The 20,641-nt window shown below is 68.8% G+C and carries 12 protein-coding genes; 7 read left to right on the top strand and 5 right to left on the bottom strand.

Annotated elements, in window-relative coordinates:
* Nucleotides 1–123: 123 nt before the first annotated feature.
* Complete coding sequence (locus MOX01_RS00530; RefSeq protein WP_141368058.1) at nt 124–5,319, top strand: isopeptide-forming domain-containing fimbrial protein; 5,196 nt, start codon at nt 124–126, stop codon at nt 5,317–5,319.
* Nucleotides 5,320–5,394: 75 nt separating this feature from the next.
* Here the strand turns inward: MOX01_RS00530 and MOX01_RS00525 are convergent, their stop codons facing one another.
* The 5 genes from MOX01_RS00525 to MOX01_RS00505 form a co-directional block, all read right to left on the bottom strand.
* A complete protein-coding gene (locus MOX01_RS00525; protein ID WP_230977756.1) occupies nt 5,395–7,908 on the bottom strand; it encodes a LuxR C-terminal-related transcriptional regulator in 2,514 nt (837 codons plus the stop codon).
* Between the two features lie 127 nt (nt 7,909–8,035).
* Nucleotides 8,036–9,364 (bottom strand): threonine/serine exporter family protein, encoded by a 1,329-nt coding sequence (locus MOX01_RS00520; protein ID WP_113680067.1) that lies wholly within the window; start codon nt 9,362–9,364, stop codon nt 8,036–8,038.
* Nucleotides 9,365–9,384: 20 nt separating this feature from the next.
* On the bottom strand, nt 9,385–10,740 hold the full coding sequence (locus MOX01_RS00515) for an anaerobic C4-dicarboxylate transporter family protein (RefSeq protein ID WP_058633065.1): 1,356 nt from the start codon (nt 10,738–10,740) through the stop codon (nt 9,385–9,387).
* Nucleotides 10,737–11,477, bottom strand: coding sequence for a Type 1 glutamine amidotransferase-like domain-containing protein (locus MOX01_RS00510; protein ID WP_141368056.1), 741 nt, complete (start codon nt 11,475–11,477; stop codon nt 10,737–10,739). Before MOX01_RS00510 ends, MOX01_RS00515 begins: the two co-directional genes overlap by 4 nt.
* A gap of 100 nt (nt 11,478–11,577) precedes the next feature.
* On the bottom strand, nt 11,578–12,315 hold the full coding sequence (locus tag MOX01_RS00505) for an SGNH/GDSL hydrolase family protein (RefSeq protein ID WP_141368055.1): 738 nt from the start codon (nt 12,313–12,315) through the stop codon (nt 11,578–11,580).
* 597 nt (nt 12,316–12,912) lie between these two features.
* Between MOX01_RS00505 and MOX01_RS00500 the strand changes: the two genes are divergently transcribed.
* The 6 genes from MOX01_RS00500 to MOX01_RS00475 all read left to right on the top strand — a co-directional run bounded on the left by MOX01_RS00500 (nt 12,913) and on the right by MOX01_RS00475 (nt 20,619).
* Nucleotides 12,913–14,679: a DUF5979 domain-containing protein gene (locus MOX01_RS00500; protein ID WP_170224064.1), complete on the top strand. Its 1,767-nt coding sequence runs from the start codon at nt 12,913–12,915 to the stop codon at nt 14,677–14,679.
* Nucleotides 14,680–14,784: 105 nt separating this feature from the next.
* Entirely contained in the window at nt 14,785–16,221 is a 1,437-nt protein-coding gene (locus MOX01_RS00495) for an RNA polymerase sigma factor (protein ID WP_170224062.1), read from the top strand.
* Nucleotides 16,222–16,328: 107 nt separating this feature from the next.
* Nucleotides 16,329–18,461: a DUF11 domain-containing protein gene (locus MOX01_RS00490; protein ID WP_170224053.1), complete on the top strand. Its 2,133-nt coding sequence runs from the start codon at nt 16,329–16,331 to the stop codon at nt 18,459–18,461.
* Between the two features lie 58 nt (nt 18,462–18,519).
* On the top strand, nt 18,520–19,665 hold the full coding sequence (gene wecB / locus MOX01_RS00485; RefSeq protein WP_141368051.1) for a non-hydrolyzing UDP-N-acetylglucosamine 2-epimerase: 1,146 nt from the start codon (nt 18,520–18,522) through the stop codon (nt 19,663–19,665).
* On the top strand, nt 19,665–19,856 hold the full coding sequence (locus MOX01_RS00480; protein ID WP_141368050.1) for an LPXTG cell wall anchor domain-containing protein: 192 nt from the start codon (nt 19,665–19,667) through the stop codon (nt 19,854–19,856). The genes wecB and MOX01_RS00480 overlap by 1 nt, the downstream gene beginning before the upstream one ends.
* Nucleotides 19,857–19,953: 97 nt before the next feature.
* The gene (locus tag MOX01_RS00475) at nt 19,954–20,619 is read left to right on the top strand and encodes a hypothetical protein (RefSeq protein WP_061016043.1); all 666 of its coding nucleotides are present in this window, start codon (nt 19,954–19,956) and stop codon (nt 20,617–20,619) included.
* The last annotated feature ends 22 nt before the right edge of the window (nt 20,620–20,641 follow it).

Genomic DNA, 20,641 nt, shown 5'->3' with positions numbered 1-20,641 from the left:
GCCAGGCTGGCGGTGGCCCGGACCGAGTCCACCATGCCCGAATGGTGCTCGGCGGTCGCCTGAGGGGGCGGGGGCTTCCGTGCGCGAACGCGCAGCGGCGAAGCGATGAATGGGGAGACAGTCATGGGATTCCGTGTTGCCCGCAAGGACCGCACATCCGATGGCCTTCCGTCTGAGCGGCTCAGCCGCTGGCGGGGCCGCGCGAAGAAACTGATCGGGGGCGCCGTCAGCACGGCGCTCGTCGCCTCGTCGATGGTCTTCATCGGTGGAACGCTGACCGCCGCTCCCGCGGCCGCGGCCGACCCGTTCCTCTGCACGCCGGGAGCGGTGTACGTGCAGAGCGCCACCGAGGTGCGCGAGTTCGTCGTGAACGAGCAGGGCACGCCCGGCAACGGTGGAACGCTCGGTGCCAGCACGCTCGGCGTCGACCACTCCAACAACGCCCTCGGCATCTCCTCGAACGGCCGCTACGCGTACACCGTCACCAACGCCGCCGGCACCAAGACCCTCGCCAAGCACGATCGCGTGACCGACACCACGACCCGCACCACGTTCTCGCTGAACTCGTCCGTGCTCCGCGGCGCCGTCCACCCGGTCACGGGTGTCTACTACTTCGCCAGCGGCACGGTGAACGGCGCCATCAACCTCTACGCGTGGGAAGAGAACGTCACCCCGCAGACCTTCGTCCAGGTCGGAACGCTCCGCCCGACCGCGGGCAGCAGTGCCTTCGGCGCGAACGGGGACATGGCGTTCAGCGCCTCGGGTCAGCTCGTGCTCGTGGCAGACAACTTCATCTACTCCTCCGACCTGCCCACCTCGCTCACCCCGAGCACCGCCACGATCGACGCCAAGCAGGTGCATGACATGGGCGCCGGCGTCCAGGGCAACGGCATCGCGTTCGGAAACCTCGGCCACATCTTCGTCTCGGTCTCGGGCGGCGGAAACCGCATCATCGAGGTCGACCTGCCCCGTGGCGAGACGGTCAACACGACGTCGCTCGGAACGTTCCAGCCCACCGACATGGCGAGCTGCACGTTCCCGAACACGCTCACGCTGAAGAAGGACCTCCCGGAGGGGCGCCACCTCGCCACGGATCAGTTCGCCCTGCGCGTGCAGTCGCCCGCCGGGTACCAGGTCCCCCAGACCGACGCCGTCACGCGCGGTGAGCGCACCGGACTGCAGCCCGACTACGCGGGCCCCGTGTTCACCAACCAGGGCGACGTGTTCCGACTGAGCGAGGCGGCATCCGGCACGACGGATCGCACGAGATACGCCGAATCCCTCGACTGCGTGCAGGTCAATCCCGACGGTTCGACGGTGCCGGTCGCCGTGACGGCCGACGGTCAGGTGACTCAGCCCGCCGGATCGCTCGGCACCGACGTCACGTGCACGTTCACCAACGTGCGCCTCGCTCCGGATCTGGCACTGCGCAAGACCTCCGACCCCGCCCCGGGGGCGGCCGTGCACGCCGGCCAGCGCATCACCTACACGGTCGAGGCGGAGAACACCGGCAACACGCGTCTCGACCCCGTGCAGGTGGCCGACGACCTCTCCGGTGTGTTCACGTCTGCGACCTACCAGGGCGACATCGCCACGAAGATCGACGGAACGACCGTCACCTCCGGCGCCGCGACCGTCACCGGCGACGACCTCGCCTGGACCGGCGTGCTCGAGCCCGGCCAGGTGGTCACCATCACCTATTCGGTGATCGTCGACGAGGGCGCAGAGGGAGAGCGGATCGCCAACAGCGTCACCGCCTCCGGCACCCCGCCGGGCACCCTTCCCCCGCCCACTCCGCCGACCGTCACGACTGAGCACCCCGTGGCGGGGTACACGGTGGTCAAGACGGCCGACCCGGCATCGGGCACCGTCGTGGAGCCCGGTCAGGTCATCACCTACACGGTCACCGGAACCAACACCGGCGCCACCGTCCTGAACCCGGCATCGATCGCCGACGACCTGTCGGGTGTGCTGGCTCACGCCGCCTACAACTCCGACATCGCGACCACCGTCGGCGGTGCCCCCGTGACCTCTGGGGCGGCGACGATCAACGGGAACGCCCTCTCCTGGACCGGCGCGCTGCAGCCGGGACAGGCCGTGACCATCACGTACTCCGTGACCGTCGGACCGGAGACCTCCGGCAAGATCCTGAAGAACACCGTCAGCGGCACGGCGACGCCGACCACCCCGAAGCCCGGTGACCCCGAGGGCCCGCAGGTGCCGGGAGAGCCGATCGTCCCGCCGACGACGACCACCGAGCACCCGGTCGTCGGCTCCGGCTTCACGATCAGCAAGTCCGCCGACCCCGCGTCGGGCACGGCCGTGTCCGCGGGCGACACCATCACCTACACCATCACCGGTACCAACACGGGTGACACCGACCTCGACCCGGCGAAGATCGTCGACGACCTGTCCGGTGTGCTCGACAGCGCCGCCTACAACGACGACGTCACCGCCGACCGCGGTTCCGTCGCCGTGTCCGGCACCACGCTCACCTGGACCGGCGCCGTTCCGCGCGGCGAGTCCGTCGTCATCCGCTACACCGTCACGGTCGACGCCGATGTCCAGAAGGCGCTGCTTCACAACACCGCCACCGGCACGGCCACGCCGCGCATCCCGGTCGACCCGAGCGACCCCGACAGTCCCACGACTCCTGGCACGCCGATCGTCCCTCCCGCCGTGGAGACGAACCACCCGGTGGTGGACACCGGCTTCGAGGTGACGAAGTCCGCCGATCCCGCCTCCGGCACCGCCGTGCGCGCGGGTGACACCATCACCTACACGATCTCCGGTGTCAACACGGGCAACACCGCACTCGACCCCGCGACGATCGTCGACGACCTGTCCGCCGTCCTGGCGCACGCACAGTACAACGGCGATGTGACGGCCTCCGCCGGCGTGGTCGCCGTCGTCGGCACGACGCTCACCTGGAACGGAGCGCTCGCACCCGGCACTCGCGTCGACATCACCTACACGGTGACGGTCGATGCCGATGCGACCGGCGTGCTGCTGCGCAACACCGTCACGGGTGAGGGCACCCCTCTCATCCCGACCGACCCGACCGACCCCGAGAGCCCGACCACGCCGGGCACCCCGGTGACGCCCCCGCCCTCCACCACGGAGCACCCGGTCGCCACCCCCGGTTTCACGGTGTCGAAGTCGGCCGACCCGGCGACGGGCACGCGTGTCGACCCTGGCAGCGTGATCACCTACACCGTCACGGGCACGAACACGGGCGACACCGTCCTCGATCCCGTCTCGATCGCCGATGACCTGCGCCCCGCGCTGGCTCACGCGGCCTACAACGACGACGTCTCGGCCAGCCGTGGCGACGCCCGCGTGGCCGACGGGGCGCTGTCCTGGAGCGGCACGCTGCTCCCCGGACAGAACGTGGTCATCACCTACTCGGTGACTGTCGACGCGAATGCGGGTGGCGAGACGATCGCCAACACCGTGACCGGCACGGCGACACCGCTGATCCCCACGGATCCGAGCGACCCGGAGAGCCCGACCACCCCTGGCACGCCGATTACGCCCCCGCCGGCGACCACCGAGCACCCGGTCAACCAGCCCGGATTCACGTTCGCCAAGACGGCCGACCCCGTCGCGGGAACGGCAGTGGACCCCGGCGACGTGATCACCTACACGCTGACCGGCGTGAACACCGGTCAGACGGTGCTCGACCCGGTCGCGATCGCGGACGACCTGTCCAAGGTGCTGCCCTACGCGTCCTACAACGAGGATGCCGCCGCGGTCGTCGCCGGAGCACCGGCAGGAGCAGTGGCGTTCGACGCCGCGAAGCTCAGCTGGTCGGGCGCCCTCGCGGTCGGTCAGACCGTCACCGTCACCTATTCCGTGACAGTGAAGGCCGAAGGCGTCGGCTCCGTGATCGAGAACAGTGCGACGGCGACGGCGACCCCGCCGGGAGGCGAGGAGATCACCCCGCCGCCCGGCACCACGACGAACGCCGTGAACGTGCCCGGATTCTCGGTGTCGAAGAGCGCCGACCCGGCAGCGGGCACGGCGGTCGACCCCGGCAGCGTCATCACGTACACCGTGACGGGCGTGAACACCGGCGAGACCGTGCTCGACCCCGTCGCCATCACGGACGACCTCTCCGGTGTGCTCGCGCACGCCGACTACAACGGCGATGCGACGGCCAGGATCGGGAACACGGAGGCGACGGCACCCGCCGTCACCGGTGAGCGTCTGTCCTGGACGGGCGCGCTCCAGATCGGCGAGACCGTCACGCTCACCTACACGGTGACCGTGAAGGCGGACGCCGGCGGCACCATCATCGAGAACTCGGCATCAGGCTCGGCGACCCCGCCGGGCGGCGTGCCGCCGATCGAGACGCCCCCGGCGACGACGGAGCACCCGGTCAACGAGCCCGGCTTCGAGCTGCGCAAGTCGGCCGATCCCGCCTCGGGCACCAGGGTCGACCCCGGCAGCGTCATCACCTACACGGTGACCGGCGTGAACACCGGTGAGACGGCGCTGGATCCCGTGCGCATCAGCGACGACCTGTCCGGCGTGCTCGACCACGCCGCCTACAACGGCGACGCGACGGCGACCGTGGTCGACGGATCCGCACCCGCTCCTGTCGTGAACGGCGACGAGCTCACCTGGACGGGTGCCCTCGCCATCGGGCAGCGCGTCACGATCACCTACTCGGTGACCGTGAACGGCGACGCGGGCGGTGCGACGATCGCGAACAAGGTCGCAGGTACCGCCACCCCGCCTGGCGGCGGCGAGCTCACGCCTCCGCCCGTGACGACCGAGAACCCTGTCGGCACCCCCGGCTTCGCGTTCCTCAAGACCGCGAACCCGGGATCGGGCACGGCGGTCGCCACGGGAAGCACCGTCATGTACACGCTCGTCGGCACCAACACGGGTGAGACGGGGCTGGACGACGTCGTCATCACAGACGACCTCTCCGGAGTGCTGTCGCACGCCGATCTGAAGCCCGGTGCGACCGCGGTCGTCGGCGAGCGGACGGTGGCAGCACCCGTGGTCGACGGTACGCAGCTGCGCTGGACGGGCAGCCTCGCCGAGGGTGAGAGCGTGACGATCACCTACTCCGTGACCGTGCATGCGAACGCGGCGGGTGCGACTCTCCGCAACGCGGCTGTGGGCACGGCCACCCCTCCCGGCGGTGGGACGATCACGCCGCCGCCCAGCACGACCGAGAACCCGGTGCTGACGCCGCTCGCGCTCACCGGTGGAATCCTCGCGCCCTGGGTGCTGGGTCTTGCGATCGCTCTGCTGCTCGGCGGTGCCGTGCTGCTGATCCTGCGTCGACGCCGCTCCCAGGCCTGACGGTCATGAAAGAAGGCCCCGCCCGTCGAACTCGACGGGCGGGGCCTTCCGTGTCTTCCCCGGAAGGGTCTGCGCTTACTCCGGCAGGAGACCGTGACGCGCCGCCTGCTCCACCGCTTCGGTGCGGTTGTGCGCGCCGAGCTTGCGGTAAATGCTGCGGAGCTGTGTCTTGAGGGTGTTCTGCGAGACGCGCAGCTCCAGGGCGATCGCAGGAAGAGATGCGCCGGAGGTGAGGGCGCGCAGCACGACCTGCTCGCGTGACGACAGGCGGGGTCGGGCCGCGAATGACGGCAGCGCGGATCGCAGCGGGAACGTCCCACGGCCGGTCGGGTCGAGGTCGGCTCGCACCGTGCCGAAGTCCTCCGCGCTCAGCAGCACGAGGGGAGTGGTGAGGCCCCGATCGGCGAGTTGGGCGTTCAGCGCCTCGCTCGACGGTTGCGCGGCCGCCGGCGACACCCGGTGCAGGGCGGCGCTCTGCACCGCCGAGGCCTCTGCGCGTTCCCTGGCGTTCGTGGGGCGCAGGCGGGTCTGTCCCAGAAGCCGGACCACGTCGGCCGCCTTGCCGTCGATGAGGGCCAGGCGTGCCCGCTTCAGGACGGTCGCGAAGCGGTCGGGGATCGCATCCCGCTGCACCACGGCCTTGGCCGCGTTCACGTCGCCGAGGGCGAGATGGAGGAGGATCCGGGGGCGCGACTGTGCCTGGCGCACGTGCGGTGCACCGGCCTCCTTGCCCCGCAGACGCGCGAACGACTCCAGGCGCTCCAATCCCGCGGCGGCGTCGCCCTCGTGCAGAGCGATCCATGCCTCGACGGAGGCCATCGTCGTCCAGTGCTCGCTGGTCGCGCGGTACGGCTCGAAGTACCTGATGTGCTGCTTCGCGGCAGCGAGATCGCCGTCCTCCACCGCCAGCATGGCCTCGGCCACACGGTAGAACGTGCCGCGGTAGCTGTCGAGCAGCGCCGCGTCCCAGCCGCCGTCTCTGATCAGGGAGACGTAGTGCCTGGCCTCGGGGAGGTCTCCGTTCAAGGCGTGCACGCCGGCGAGGAGGCAGATGCCGTGGAAGGCGTTGCTGCCCCCGTGCGCGGCGGCGAGGGCGGTGGCCTGCTCCCAGAGGTGGATGGCCTCCTCCTGCTGCCCGCCGTAGTAGAGGGAGATGCCGAGGTGCGTGCACAGCAGCGGCATGTCGCGGGCGTACTGCTGCCACTGCGATTCCGGGGTCTCGTTGAACAGGGTCAGAGATCGGGCTGCCACCTGTGCGGCGCGCTCCGGTCGTCCGATGGCGCGCAGCGACGCACTCTCGGCCGCCCAGATGAAGATCCGCTCCGTGGCCGAGAGCGTGGTCCGGCGGGCGTTCGCGGCCGCCACCGCGATGCGCAGCAGCTGGAGTCCGCGCTGGCGCCGCAGGCGGCTGGGCTTCAGGCACATCCCGAGCAGCATGGCCACCAGCGGCTCCTGCTTCAGCCGTGCCACCGGTACGTCGCCGAGCAGTTCGACGACACCGTTCCGATCTCGGTGCAGCAGTCGGTTCCACCCCGACATCGTGACGTGGGTCGCCAGACGCAGGTCGTCGCCCTCCACGGCGAGCCGCAGTCCTTCGAGGGGCAGGTCACGGCGCACGGCACCCTCTGCGGCGATGCGCCTCAGCCCGGGGACCTCGTCCGCGAGGGCTGCGCGGAGCTCGCGGCGCAGCATCCCGCGCGTCAGGGGCGTGAGCTCGAACGAGCTGCGGCCGTCGGCAGCCCAGCGGCCGAAACCGAACATCTCAGCCTGGTCCAGCGCCCTCACGATGTCCGGATCGCCGGTGAGCGCCGTGGCGAGCGGAACGTCGACGGAATCGGTGACGCTGATCCGGAGCATGCCTCGAAGCGCCTGCGGGTCGAAGCCGCACTCGGCGAGCCTGTCCTGCAGGTAGTCCTCGATCACCGTGGTGGCGGCTCGCAAGGACGCGGCATCCATGCCGGTCCCCCGCAGCGCCAGGGCGCGGATGAGCGCGGGGAATCCTCCTGTCGCCTCTCGTGTCGCAGCCGCCGTGTCCTCGTCGACGTCGAGCGCGCGACGGATCTCCTCATCATCGAACATGAGGTCTTCGGGAGCGACGAGCGTCGTGTCGATCAAGAGGTCGAGGCCCTCGCTGTCGAAGGGGCTCGGGCGATTCGTTGCGACGATCAGACGGGTGCGGGCAGCGGCACCGACGGCGCGACACAGCGCGAACGCGCCATCGCGCTCGACGGCGGCAGCATCGTCGAGCACCACGACCAGGTGGCCCTCCGCCTCGTGCAGACGCGCGGCCACGGCGGCCCAGCCCTCGTCGCCGTCGTCCCGCCGGTCGGCTCCGGGCAGGACGCGCAGCAGCGCTCCGGCGAGTGCCTCACTCCTCGTGATCGCCGGCGTCACGGTCAGCCACACGACGTGGGCGGATGTGGTGGCCGCCCAGTCCACCAGGGCCGTGGTCTTGCCGGAGCCGGACGCCGAGCGGATGAGTGTGAGGGGCGTCTCGGTCTCGAACTCGGCGCTCAGTCGCGGACGCCTGATGGCGTGCGCCGATACTCGCGGTATATGTCCGTCCCCCTGCGCGACAAATGCCGACACCCCGTACCTCCCCAGGTCCCCTCCCTCTACGATATGCCGAAATCCTGCACGGACAAGCGACGCCCGCCGGGACATCGACGAACGCAGAGACGAGCGATGCCGGGCGAGCGGAGCGTGTCCGTGACCGTCAGCGGTGACCGTTCCGGCGCCAGGGCGCCGTGATCCGCGACCACAGGTTCGGAGCAGGGGCGCTCTCGTCCGAGGCGGGGGGAAGGGCGACGGCGAACTGCACGATCTCCTCGGCGCCGTGGTGCACGACGCGGTACAGCGCGGTGCCGATGAGCACGCCGAGCGCGATCGACATGACCGAGACCAGCGCCGTGGTGAAGTCGGAGAGTCCGCCGTCGGTCGCGACCGCCTCCGTGAGCCCGACGAGCCCGGCGGCCCCGGGGACCAGCAGCCAGAAGGCCGGGAGGAAGGTGAGCTGCGACGGTGCTCCGTGGCGGAGGGTCGCGATCCACAGCACGACGGGGGTCATCGCGACGGCACCGACGAACCCGCCGACCGTCGCGCCCACGAACTCGGTGCCGGCCCATTGGCCCGTGTAGGCGACGACGAGTGCGAGAAGCACCCACCCGAAGGTCGACGGTGGCGCGGAGAAATGCAGATAGTTCCCGAGCGCGAACACGAGGATCCCGATGAGCGCCACCCACCACGGGAGCGGCGAGCCCCCGTCGAGGGCTTCGTACGAGGACGAGTCGACCCCCACGACGGTGCCGGCGGCGAGGATGCCGAACGCCAGCAGCGCCAGCTGCACGAAGCCGTAGACCAGACGGGAGGCGCCGGAGATCATCTGCCCTGCTGCGAGCTCCACGGTGGCGCTCGTCAGCACGCCGCCGGGCAGGAAGGTGACGAGCGGGGCGATGAGCAGGCGGATCGGATCGCCGATCTCGATCACCTCGGCCAGGAGGAAGACCGCGGTGGCGCACACGAACGCCGCGACCACCGGCATGATCAGCTGCAGCGTCGGAGAGCGGACCAGCTTCAGCAATCCGATCAGCGCTCCGAGCACGAACGCGACGATCACGCCCTGCCACGTGGGGGCGAGCAGGAGAGAGAGCCCTGTCGTCAGCACCGCATGCCCGAACGTGCGGGTGATCCAGCCGAGCCGCGGGCGCATCGCGCCGATCTCGTTCAGGCGTCTGATGCCGTCGAGCGGGGTGACCGAGCCGGTCTTCGCCTGGGCGATCAGCTCGTACAGGGCGGCGATCTGATCGAAACGGAACGAGGCGTTCGTCGCCGAGCGGATCGCGACGCGGGACTCATCGGACTCGCCGCTCTCGATGAGGATGATCGTCGGCAGCACCACGAAGTCGGCGTCGTCGCCCCCATAGGCCCTCGCCACCTCTGCGATGACGTCACGGATGCGGTCGACCGACTCGGCGGAGGCGTTCATGCCCTGCGCCAGCCCCAGCAGGAACTGCCGGAGCGTCGCCCGGTCGAGGCCGTCGGTCATGTCGTGGCCGGCCGCTCGGCTCAGGTGAACAGGAACGAGAGCGGCACGCCGACGATGATCGCCACAGCCACGTAGATGAGGTTCGGCAGCTGGAACGAGTGGTCGAAGACGAACTTGCCCATCTTGGTCGTGCCCGTCTGGTCGAACGCGACGGTGGCCACCTGGCTGCCGTTGGCCGGCAGCGTGTAGATGCCCATCGCCGCCGGCCACAGGCCCACCAGGAGGGAGGCGGGGAGGCCGATCGTGATGCCGATCGGCACAATCGCGTTCGTCGCGCTCGACTGGCTCGTCGTGAGCATGGCGACCGCGAAGAGGGCCAGCGCGAACAGCAACGCGCCGAGGAACGCCGAGGAGCCGGAGACCACGGAGCCGAGGCCGTCGACGATGAGGGTCTGGTTCGCGGCGACGAAGGTGTTCGCCAGCCAGGCGATGCCGAACAGGGCGATGGCTCCGACGATACCGGCGGGGAACGTCGGCTGCTTGGGCACATCTGCGGCCTTGACCTTGCAGAAGACGAAGATCAGGGCGGCGATGATGCCCATCACGACCTCGATGATGACCGTGACGCTGAGGCGCACCGGGTCGCCGGCGTCATCGGTCCCGATGACCGGACGCAGGTTCTCGAACAGGCCGAAGAGCACGATCACAGCGACGCCGGCGAGGAACAGCGAGGCCGAGAGCACCGCGGTGGGAGGCAGCTTCTTCTCGTGCGCGTCGGTCTCCGGCGGCTTGATCTGGTGATCGGCGAGGCGCTTCTGGAACTCGGGGTCGTCTTCCAGATCTTTGCCATGGCGCATCATCACGAGTGCCGCCACGAAGAGGCCGACGATGGAGGCAGGCCACATGATCAGCAGCAGTCCGCCGAGGTCGACGCCCTGCGGGGCGAGCAGCACCACCATCGAGGCGGTCGCGGCGGACACAGGAGAGCACAGGATGCCGACCTGCGAGGCCACGGCCGACACCGAGAGCGCACGCTCCGGTCGGATCTTCTGCTGGTACGAGACGTCGTAGATGACGGGCAGCAGCGGGTAGAAGATGTTGCCCGTTCCTGCGCCGACGGTGAACAGGAACGACATCGCCGGGGCGAGGAAGACCACCGATCGGGGTCGGCGTCTGATCACCTTCGCCGCGACCGACACCATCCAGTCGATGCCGCCGGCCGCCTGCATGGTCGATGCCGCCGTGATGACCGTGATGACGATGAAGACCGCGTCGACCGGGGCGTTGCCCGGCGCTTCGCCGAAGACGAAGACGAGCACGGCGACGCCGACGAGCCCCCAGACGCCCAGACCGATCCCGCTCGTGCGGGTCCCCATGAAGATCGCGAGGATGACGACGATGAGTTCGGCGACGAGGATCCACACGTTGTCGTTCATGACGACGGTCCCTTCACGATGGGCGCAGCGCCTCTGAGCACCTCGGTGGGCAGCTCGGTCTCGACGATCTTCCCGCCTATGGCCTCCACGCGAAGGGCGAGGGCATCGTCGACCGGGCTCACCGCGGTGACGAACTCGGAGTTCTCGAAGTGCAGCGACTGCAGGTTGCCGACCGCGTACCCCGTCGAGAGCTCTCCGCTGAGCAGGGACGCGTGGAAGAGGGGACGCCGCTGGTCCTCGGCATCGTAGTGCGGGCAGAAGCTGCCGTGCAGGAAGCCGAGTCCCTCCGGCAGCACCTGCAGGGTCGGTCCGTAGCTGTCGGTGGTCCCGCCCTCGAACCAGCAGATGCCTCCTGCACTGCCGCCCGTGAACACCACGTTCGAGTCGGGGTCCTCCCACATCTCGCGCATGATCTCGTCGAGGCCCTGGCGCTTCCAGACGTCGAGCATGTTGGCGGTGTTGCCGCCGCCGACGTGGATCACGTCGAAGCCCTTCACGAAAATGGCCAGGTCGTCGACCGCACGGTGGAACAGGGGGAGGTGGTGCGGCGCGCACCTGTCGGAGTCATACGTGGAGTAGAAGCTCACGATGTAGGCGGCGTCGTCGCCGGTGGCCGTGCCGACGAAGAGGACCCGCGGTCTCTCCTTGCCGGTGAGGCCGAGGATGTAGTCGTGCGTCGGGTCGTTCCGACGCTCCATCATGGCCTTGCCGGCCCCTGTTGCCACCACGTGAGACATGCCCCCACCTCTCCGACTGCGAATGCGCTCAACCTAGTGCGGTGCCGAGCGTCGCGTCCAGAGGTCTTTCGTCCACCGCGGGTGAGGGCGTCCGCGAGGTCTAACCGCTCAGTCGAGCGGTGGCGACGAGTCCCTCGAGGAGTGCGAAGGTGCGTGCGCGCGGCCCTTCAGGGCGGATCCCGAGGCCGCGCGCGAGTTCCAGGGCGAGAGCCGCGTGACCCTCCGTGTTCGGGTGGAACGGGTCGTTCATCAGCCCCCAGGGCACGGAGTCGGCGCCGAGCTCGGCGAAGCGGGCGTACTGGTCGATGAGGATCACGTCCTCACTAACGGCGACCTGGCGTACAGCTTCGGCGAATTCCCCGATGCGCGCCCGTTCCGGAGCGTTGCGGATGTCGATCGCCGGCGGTGTCTGCAGGACGGGAACGGCGCCGAGAGCACGCACGCGGGTGACGAAGTCGCGCAAGGACGCCGCGTAGTCGTCTGCCGTGATGACCTCGCGCGGCCCGCCGTCGGAGGCGTCGTTCGTGCCGATCATGAGGGTGACGACATCGGGCCGCCACGACGCGATGCGACGATCCCAGTCATCGAGCAGGTCGACGATGCGATTGCCGCTGATCGCGGTGTTGATCACCACATCGCGCACACGCTCCAGCTCGCCACGGATCAGCTCGTGCAAGTGCTCCGGATAGCTGCGGCCGCCCTGCGTGTGCACCAGGCCGTGCGTGATCGAGTCGCCGGTGATCACCCAGTTCAGGGGCTGTGGGCCCTCGAGCGCCGCGGCGATGCGGAGGAGATCGGAGGCGGCGGATGCGGGGGCGGAGGGCTCGACGTTCGGCACGGCACCGAGCCTATCGGCAGGGCGGTGCGGGTGATCGGCCTGACCCCCCGGGACCGCGTCGACGAGAAATGACGGCCATCGCGCGTAATGGATCGACAGGTGTGCCGTCGTAGCTTCGAGGGTTCGATGGGGCGCTTCTCACGGAATACTCCGTCCGCCCCGACGGCGGTTCCCCAAAATCGTCGATGCTTCCCCAGAGGTCGGCCCTCCGTGCGGCGGGTTCTCCCCGGACCCGCCGCGCATTCTTCATTGGACGACTGGGCGGCGGCACGAATGCCAGCACATCGATATGTCACGAACGTTCACGGCTTGTCGCTTCGTGTCCGCTCGGTGACTGCTGTCATCCTCGGTGCTGCGCTCTGGGTCGCAAGCCTCGAATCCATGGCGGCGAACGGCGAGAGCCGGCTCGGTTTAGAGCAAAGGTGCAACGACGTTATCGGTCACCTCCAAATGGCCGGGACGGCCGTTATCGGAACATGCATCCCCTGTCTTATCCGGCATGGCGTGCTGCGCACCTGCTCGCCATTCGACAACCGGAGGAACCCTGTGAACCATCAGCCAGTCGCCCGTGGGCATTCACCGTCCCGTTCTCGCCGAATGATGCGAATCGGCGCCGCTGCCGTGGTACTCGTCGCCGCGGCGGCGGGTGCGATCGCCGCTCCGGTCGCCGCGTCGGCCGCACCTCCTTATGCGACAGAGGCGAAGGTCGACTCGGTGGCGTTCACGGAGAGCGCGGTCACGAGCGGGACGAAGGCGGAGTTGACCGGTCGATGGTCTCTCCCGGACAACCCGGTGAGTCCCGCTGGTTTCGTGGTCGACCTCCCGGACGACCTGCGCGGGTTGCCGGATGCCTTCCCCCTGCTCGACGCCGATGGAACCGCGGCGGGGAATTGTGTGACCACAGCCACCCAGTTGGTGTGCGACTTCGACAGCACCTACCTCAGTACGCATCCACGGGGTCTGTCCGGCGGCTTCTCTTTCTGGGTGACGGTCACGACGGAGGTGACCGAGCAGAAGACCGTGACCTATGACTTCGGCGACGCGAAGGCAACGGTCGACGTGCGGCCTGACCCGTTCATCTGCAAGGAGGACTGCGACTTCACCGGTCGCTGGAACTTCAAGAGCGGCGAGTACCAGAACGGGACCGACACCATCTTCTGGGACGTCGCGGTCGCTGCCGGGGCGAAAGGGATGATCGGTGGGCAGGAGGTCGTCGTCACCGACGTCATCGGCGCGAACCAAGAGCTCATCGCCCAGTCGGCCACCGGCGAGCACTACCCCAGCCTGTGGGCGGCCAATGAGCTGCAGACGCTTCCGAGCGGACTGGTGGTCCCCGGGCCGTTCACCGAAGTGGCGTCGACGGACTACACCGTCTCCGCTGACGGGACCACCGTCACGTTCACCGCACGCGAAGGCTACTTCTACAACGTGCACTACCTCTCGAAGGTGACCGACGGCGGTGCGGCAGGCGTCTACAAGAACGACGCGACGATCCGCATCGGCACGGAGAGCACGGGCACGACCACCGCTGAGGTCACGCGTCACGGAGGGTCGGGCACGGGAACCGGCACCAGGGTCGGAACCTTCACGATCGACAAGAAGGTGCTCGGTGACACGGCGAACCTCGGCGACGTGACGTATCGCGGCGGGTACATCGCCACGGACCCCCAGGGCGTCGTCACGTCGGGCGAGTTCGCGGTGCAGGCCGGCACGCCGTGGGTGAGCCCGTCGTTCGCCGAAGGCACCACGATCGCACTCACGGAGTCACTCGAGGGTCTTCCGTGGAATCTGGAGTGGGCGGCTCCGGTGTTCTCGCCGCAGACGCTGCAGATCAAGGGCGAGGCGACGATCGATGTCGCACTCACGAACACGGCGACGTTGCGCACCCTGCCCTTCTCGGCGGTGAAGTCGCTCGACGGTGCGGCCGCGGCCACCTCGCTCGTCCCGGCGGACACCGAGTACGTGCTCGAGTACTCGTACCCGGCCGGTCCGGGGTTCGAAGCGGGCTCGGGGGAGCTCGCTCTCAAAGTGGGAACCCCTGTCTCGAGCTCTGCGCTCCCGGTCGGGGCCGACGTCACCGTGCGGGAGCGGGCTCCGAAGCCGATCGAGGGAATCACGTGGGGCAAGCCCGTGATCTCGCCGGCACACTTCACGGTCGGGGGTGAGACGGTCACGGTCTCGGTCACCAACCCGCTGACGAAGACCGTCACGCCGCCGCCGACGCCCACGGCCGGCGTTCCTGAGGTGATGACCCTGGCGGCCACCGGCATGCAAGCCGCCACCTCGACTCTGCTGCTCGCGGGCCTGCTGCTGATCGGAGGTACGCGTCTCGTGATGCGACGACGACTCAACCGTTCTCGTTGAATCCATCGCCCGAGTGGGCCGGTGCACCCGGCCCACTCGGGCATGACTCGTGAAGGACGGCGTCTCCATCCCGTCCTGAGATCCCTTGGGGGAAAGGGAGAATCCATGAACAGAGACGAAGACATCACCCAGCCAGGGGATCGAGACTCCGATCTCCTGGCTCGTGTGCGTACCGGCGACCAACGCGCTTACGCTGAGCTCTGGGCGCGCTACTCACAGGTCGCCAGGGCGGTCGCTCGTACCTACTGGTGGTCGGCCGACTCCGACGACCTCGTGGCGGAGTCGTTCACGCGGATCTACCAGGCCATCCAGACGGGGAAGGGGCCGACCACCGCCTTCAAGCCCTACCTCTTCGCCACGATGCGCAATCTCGCGATCAGCTGGGGACGTTCCCGACGCGAGGTGCCCATCGAGTACATCGAAGCCGTCGAGGATCCGGCCTCGACGGACCAGGCGGCGGATTCCGATTTCGATGCCGCGCTCGTCTCGAAGGCGATCCTCACGCTGCCCACGCGCTGGCAGGACGTGCTGTGGCTCGCCGAGGTCGAGGACCTGTCGATGCTCGAGATCGGCAGGCGCTTGGAGATCAGCGAACGCGCGGCGGCAGTGCTTGCGTTCCGTGCCAGAGAGGGGCTCCGTCAGGCCTGGATCTCGGCTCACCTGACGTCGAGACCGCCGGCCTCCAAGGAGTGTCGGTGGACGCTCAGCAAGCTGGGCGCCCATGCCCGTCGACGTCTCACCACGCGTGATGATCGCCGGGTGCGAGCACATCTCGCGATGTGCGCCGACTGCAGCGCAAAAGCTGAGGAGGCGCGTCGGGCGAGTTCGCGGATCCTCACTGTGCTGTTCCCCGCCGGCATCGGCGTCGGCACGGGTCTTCAGCTGTGGCAGACGCTCACGACGTCCGGGGTATCGGCCAGCGCGTCGTCCATGCCGGCGACGATCACTCTGCCTGCTGTCGGGCTCGTGGCGACCAAGACGAGCATCCTCATGACGGCGGCCGTCGCGGTCGTGACGCTGTCCGCGGGAATCACCTCGACGGTGACGAGCGACGTCGAGACGGTCGAGACGAGTGCAGCCGCCGAAAGACTCGATGTGGTGGAGTCGGACCGGCTGCCGACGCTGCTGCCGACTGCCATCCCCAGTGAAGCGAGCCCGCCCCCGCCCCCGCAAGATGTCCCCGTCCCCGTCCCGGAGACCTCTACTCCCGCCCAGGCACCGCAACCGCCTCCTGCTGCGCCCGCTCCACCCGTGGCGCAGACGCCCGGCCCTCCGGTGATCCTGTCCATCCCCTCCCAGGTCTCACGGACGCAGGTGGTCTCGGCGAGCATCCGCTGCGAGGCCGGTGCCGATGTCACCGTCTCGGCTTTCGGGGTCACGGCCGCGGTCGGCACCTGCTTGAGTAGCGGCACCTGGCAGGCGAGCGTCGATGTCGGTTCCTATCCGGTGGCGGCCGGAACCGTGATCACGTTCGACTTCGTGCAGTCGAACATCGCCGGGGTTTCCGGGAGCGCCTCGGCCCAGGTGACCATCCTCGATTGATTTCGTGCGCACGCGTAATGGATGTGTTTCACAACCGTCCAGTATCTGTCCGGCACTCTGACGAGTGCGCGATCGGACGACCGGGAATCAGATTGGAACCAAACCGCATGTGGAAAAGATCGGGCACGCTCATGCTCGGACTCCTGCTCGCACTGGGCGCCGTCGCGACGACGGCACTCCCCGCCGCAGCCGCAGGATCCGCCAGCGTCAAAGACGCCAAGACCGCGACCTTCACCCTCGCCGATGGCACCGTGGCGACTGCCACGATCTCCGGTGGGGGTGATCGTGTGTTCGCCGATGACGGCAAGTCCCTCAGCGCGTGGAGCGGAACCGATGCGATGTACGCCGAGGGAGTGTCGACGAAGGATCTTCCTGTCGTCGGTATCCACTCGAAGAACGACTGCGGCTCGTCGAAGCGGTGTGGGGAAGGTCAGATCACCGTCCGCTTCGACCGACCGGTCGACGACCCGGCCATCCACATCGCCGAGTTCGGTGCCGGAACTGCATCCGCGAACCCACTCGATGGCGGGTTTGCGGCCGCCGATGGCATCCGTTTCTCCTCCGCTGACGGCGGCGCATCGAGTGCCGCCGTCTCTCGCGGAGCGACATTCACCGATGGAGGGGACGGCTACTACCGGGGAGACGCCGCGATCAAGTGCACTGCGGCGAGCAAGCCCGGTGGGTGCGGAAGCTTCACGGTGACGGGAAAGCAGATCACCGAGATCGTGTTCGACGTCGCGCGCTTCGCACTCGGTGGCACTCAGTCCGGATTCACCGACGGGTACGCCTTCGGTGTCACCGCGACCGCGACTCCCACGCCGACCCCGACTCCTACCCCTGAGCCGACGTACGCTGCGCTGTCCGTGTCCAAGATCGTGGACAAGGGTGCTGCGGTGCCGGGTGAGCAGCTCGAGTACACCGTGACCGTCAAGAACACCGGTGATGCCGAGGCTCGCCAGGTTCCCGTCACGGACGTGCTTCCGAGTGGCCTCACCACCGTGTCGGCCGACCAGGGCGGCACGATCGAGGGCTCCACGATCGCATGGACGATCGACAGGATCGCGGCGGGCGGCGAGAGCCGGCTGCATGTCACGGGAACCGTCGATCCCTCCAGTGCGGGCGCCACCCTCGTGAACCGCGCCGGGGTGGAGAACCCCGTCGACTCGCCTGCGGGCACCCCGGCTCCGACGAGCACCACCCCGTGCACCGACGATCCATCCGCGGCATGTGCCACCACCGTCGTGGCCGCGCTGCCGGCGCTCTCGCTCTCGAAAGTCGTCGACAAGCAGGTCGCCGGCCACGGTGAAGCCCTCACCTACACGGTCGTGGTCGCGAATTCGGGCGTCGCCCCCGCCAAGGATGTGCCGGTGGTCGATCAGCTTCCGGCCGTGCTGACAGAGGTCTCCGCCGACCAGGGCGGTGTGATCGAGGACGACACCGTCCGCTGGACGGTGGCCGAGGTGCCGGCAGGAGGCCAGGTCGAGCTGCACGTCGTCGGGACCACCCCGGGCGGACTCGACGAGGTGCAGCTGGTGAACAGGGCCACGGTGCAGAACCCGGCGGGAGTCCCGGCGGGCACGCCCGATCCGACGATCCTCACGCCCTGCGTCGACGACGTCGCGCAGGCATGTGCGGTGACGGCGGTCCCCGCGCTCGCTTCTCTGGAGATCAGCAAGACGGTGGCGCAGGCCGCCGCGCAGTCCGGCGCGATCCTCGACTACACGATCACGGTCGTGAACACCGGTCCTGGCACCGCGACGCAGATCCCGGTCGTCGACGACCTCCCGGAGGGGACGCGGTTCATCTCCGCCTCGACGGGCGGCGTCGCCGTCAAGGACCGCGTCGGGTGGATGGTGGAGGAGATCCTTCCTGGCCAGTCGGCGACGATGAGCCTCCGGGCTCAGGTTCCGGCAACCCAGAACGGGAAGATCGTCAACCGCGCCACGGTCGCCTACGACGAGGTCATGAACGAATCCCTCCGCAGCGCGGCGAGGCAGGCGGGCATGCCTGTTCCTGAGAATGCCGACCTGTCCGAGCTGCCGGCACTGCCTCCGCTGACCGCAGTGCATGCGTGTGCGGATGACCCCTCGTGGTCGTGCGCCGTCACCACGGTCACTCCGGCTCCGGCCGCTCTTGCCCAGACCGGTGCGACCTTCGCGCTGGCCGTCCCTGCGATCATCCTCCTCGCCGGTGGGGCGTTCCTCATCGTCGTCGGTGTGCGCCGCAGGTCCAACCGCTAGATCCCCTCACACACGTCGTCCCCGGGAAATCCCCGGGGGCTGATCGGAGTACCCAGAAATGACATCCTCTTCCTTCCTTTCGTCCGCTGAGCTTCCGAAATCCTCGGTGATGGTCGTGTTCGGCACCCGTCCTGAGATCGTGAAGCTCGCCCCTCTGGTGCGAAGCCTCGGCGACGCCGCCTACATCGTCCACACCGGCCAGCACTACGACCCCGGCATGTCCCGTGTCTTCCTGCAGGCGTGCGGTATCAAGCGCGTCGATCTCCAGCTGCATGTCGGCGGACTCCCACGCGCTGCGCAGATCGGCCGAGCAGCCGAGCAGATCGCACAGGCGATCACCCAGCTCGACCCGAAATACGTCGTCGTCCAGGGCGACACGAACGCGACCTTCGCCGCCGCGCTCGCCGCGAACGCGGCGGGAGTGCGACTGGGGCACGTGGAGGCCGGCCTCCGGGCGCGGGATCGTCGCATGCCGGAGGAGCACAACAGGGTGATGGTCGACCACATCTCCGATGACCTCTTCGCCGCGACCGAGACCAACCGGGCCAATCTCCTCGAGGAGGGAATCGAGGACGAGCGCATCCTCGTCACCGGCAACCCCGTGGTCGAGGCGGTTCGCATGCAGCGTTCCGACGTCGCCGCGGACGTCGACGAACTCGTCAGGCTCGGGGTCCACCCCGACCGCTACGTGCTCGCGACCCTGCATCGTCAGGAGAACGTGGACACCCCGGCCAACCTCATCTCGACCCTGCACGCGTTCAACGAGATCGCCGCTTCCGGGTGGCCCGTCGTCTTCCCCGTGCATCCTCGAACGCGGGCGATGCTCACCTCACTGGACGCGGAGCATCTCCTCGACGCCCTGATCGCCGAGGAGCCGTACAGCTATGAGCGCTTCCTCGCCCTCGCCGCACACGCGGCAGTGCTGGTATCCGACTCCGGCGGCATCCAGGAGGAGGCCACGGTGCTCGGGCGACCGGTGCTCGTCGTGCGCGATTCGACGGAACGCCCTGAGGCGCTGGGATCGTTCACGAAGCTCGTCAGACCTCAGACGCTCGCGAGCGAGGCGGCGGCTGTGCTCGCCGATGTCGAGGGGACCCTGGAGAAGCTGAGCGCCCTGCCGTCGCCGTTCGGTGATGGCAAGGCCACGGCACGCATCGCCACGCACATCCATTCCGTCGTCCGCCTCGCCGCAGAGGAGTCCTGATGTACAGCAGCGATCTCACCACGCCTCTCGCCGCCGTCGGCCTCCTCGCGATGACCGGTCCGGATTCGGTGCTCACCTGGGTCATCGTGGGTGCGGCAGCCATGGGAGCTGGAGCGTTGCTCACCATCCGTCGGCGCGTGCTGCGCAGGGCCGCCCCCGTCGGGCGGGATCGACGCCGGGCATGCCGTTGAGGCGTTTCCCGTGCGGGCGTAATCGAACGTTCGATCCGCGGTCCTATCGGCGGCGATGCACTCTGCGCGTCACTCAAATGGAAGGAAGGGGCTCGAGATGAAGAGCATCCTCAAGACTGCCTGCACCGCCGGCATCGGCCTGCTGATCGTGGGAGGCACAGTGCTCGGTGGGCAGGTGGCCATGGCCGACGACCAGCCGGTCACGCCGGATTCGTCGACGACGACCACCAGCACCAGCGGAACGGAAAGGGTCAGCTCTCCCCAGCTGGTCCGCGGCTACCTCGGTCGTGCCACACAGACGGCTGCCACCGGGGTGACTCCCGGGTCGGAGATCAAGGAAGGTGCCGTCGTGCAGCTCGTCAACGACGAGCAGATCGACGGCGTCTACAAGGTGATCCTTCCGGTGCCGGCGAACACCACGTTCGCCTCGGCGACCGAGGGCGGTGCGCTGGTCGGTTCCAACGTCGTGTGGACCTTCAACGTGGCGCATGACGGTGGCACGCGGATCGTGCAGCCGATGGCGTCGTTCACGGTGGCCGACGACTACTGGGGGCCGACGATCACCAACAGCGCCAAAGTCGTCTACACCGGCGGAGTGTTCACGGACGACGTCCGTTTCACCTACAACTATGCGCACCAGTTCGCGCAGCGCCCTCCGGTGCCGGTGATCGATGCCGGTGTCGGACTCGCCAGCGCCGGTGTGATCGGGGTCGGCGCGCTCGGCGCGCTCGCTCTGCGCCGTCGTTCCACGGCCACCGACTGACCGCGCTCGGCTCACTCAAGAG

Origin of the sequence: Microbacterium oxydans, from assembly GCF_006540085.1 — a bacterium.
GTDB classification, from domain to species: domain Bacteria; phylum Actinomycetota; class Actinomycetes; order Actinomycetales; family Microbacteriaceae; genus Microbacterium; species Microbacterium oxydans.
This window is presented reverse-complemented; position numbering and strand designations above follow the sequence as displayed.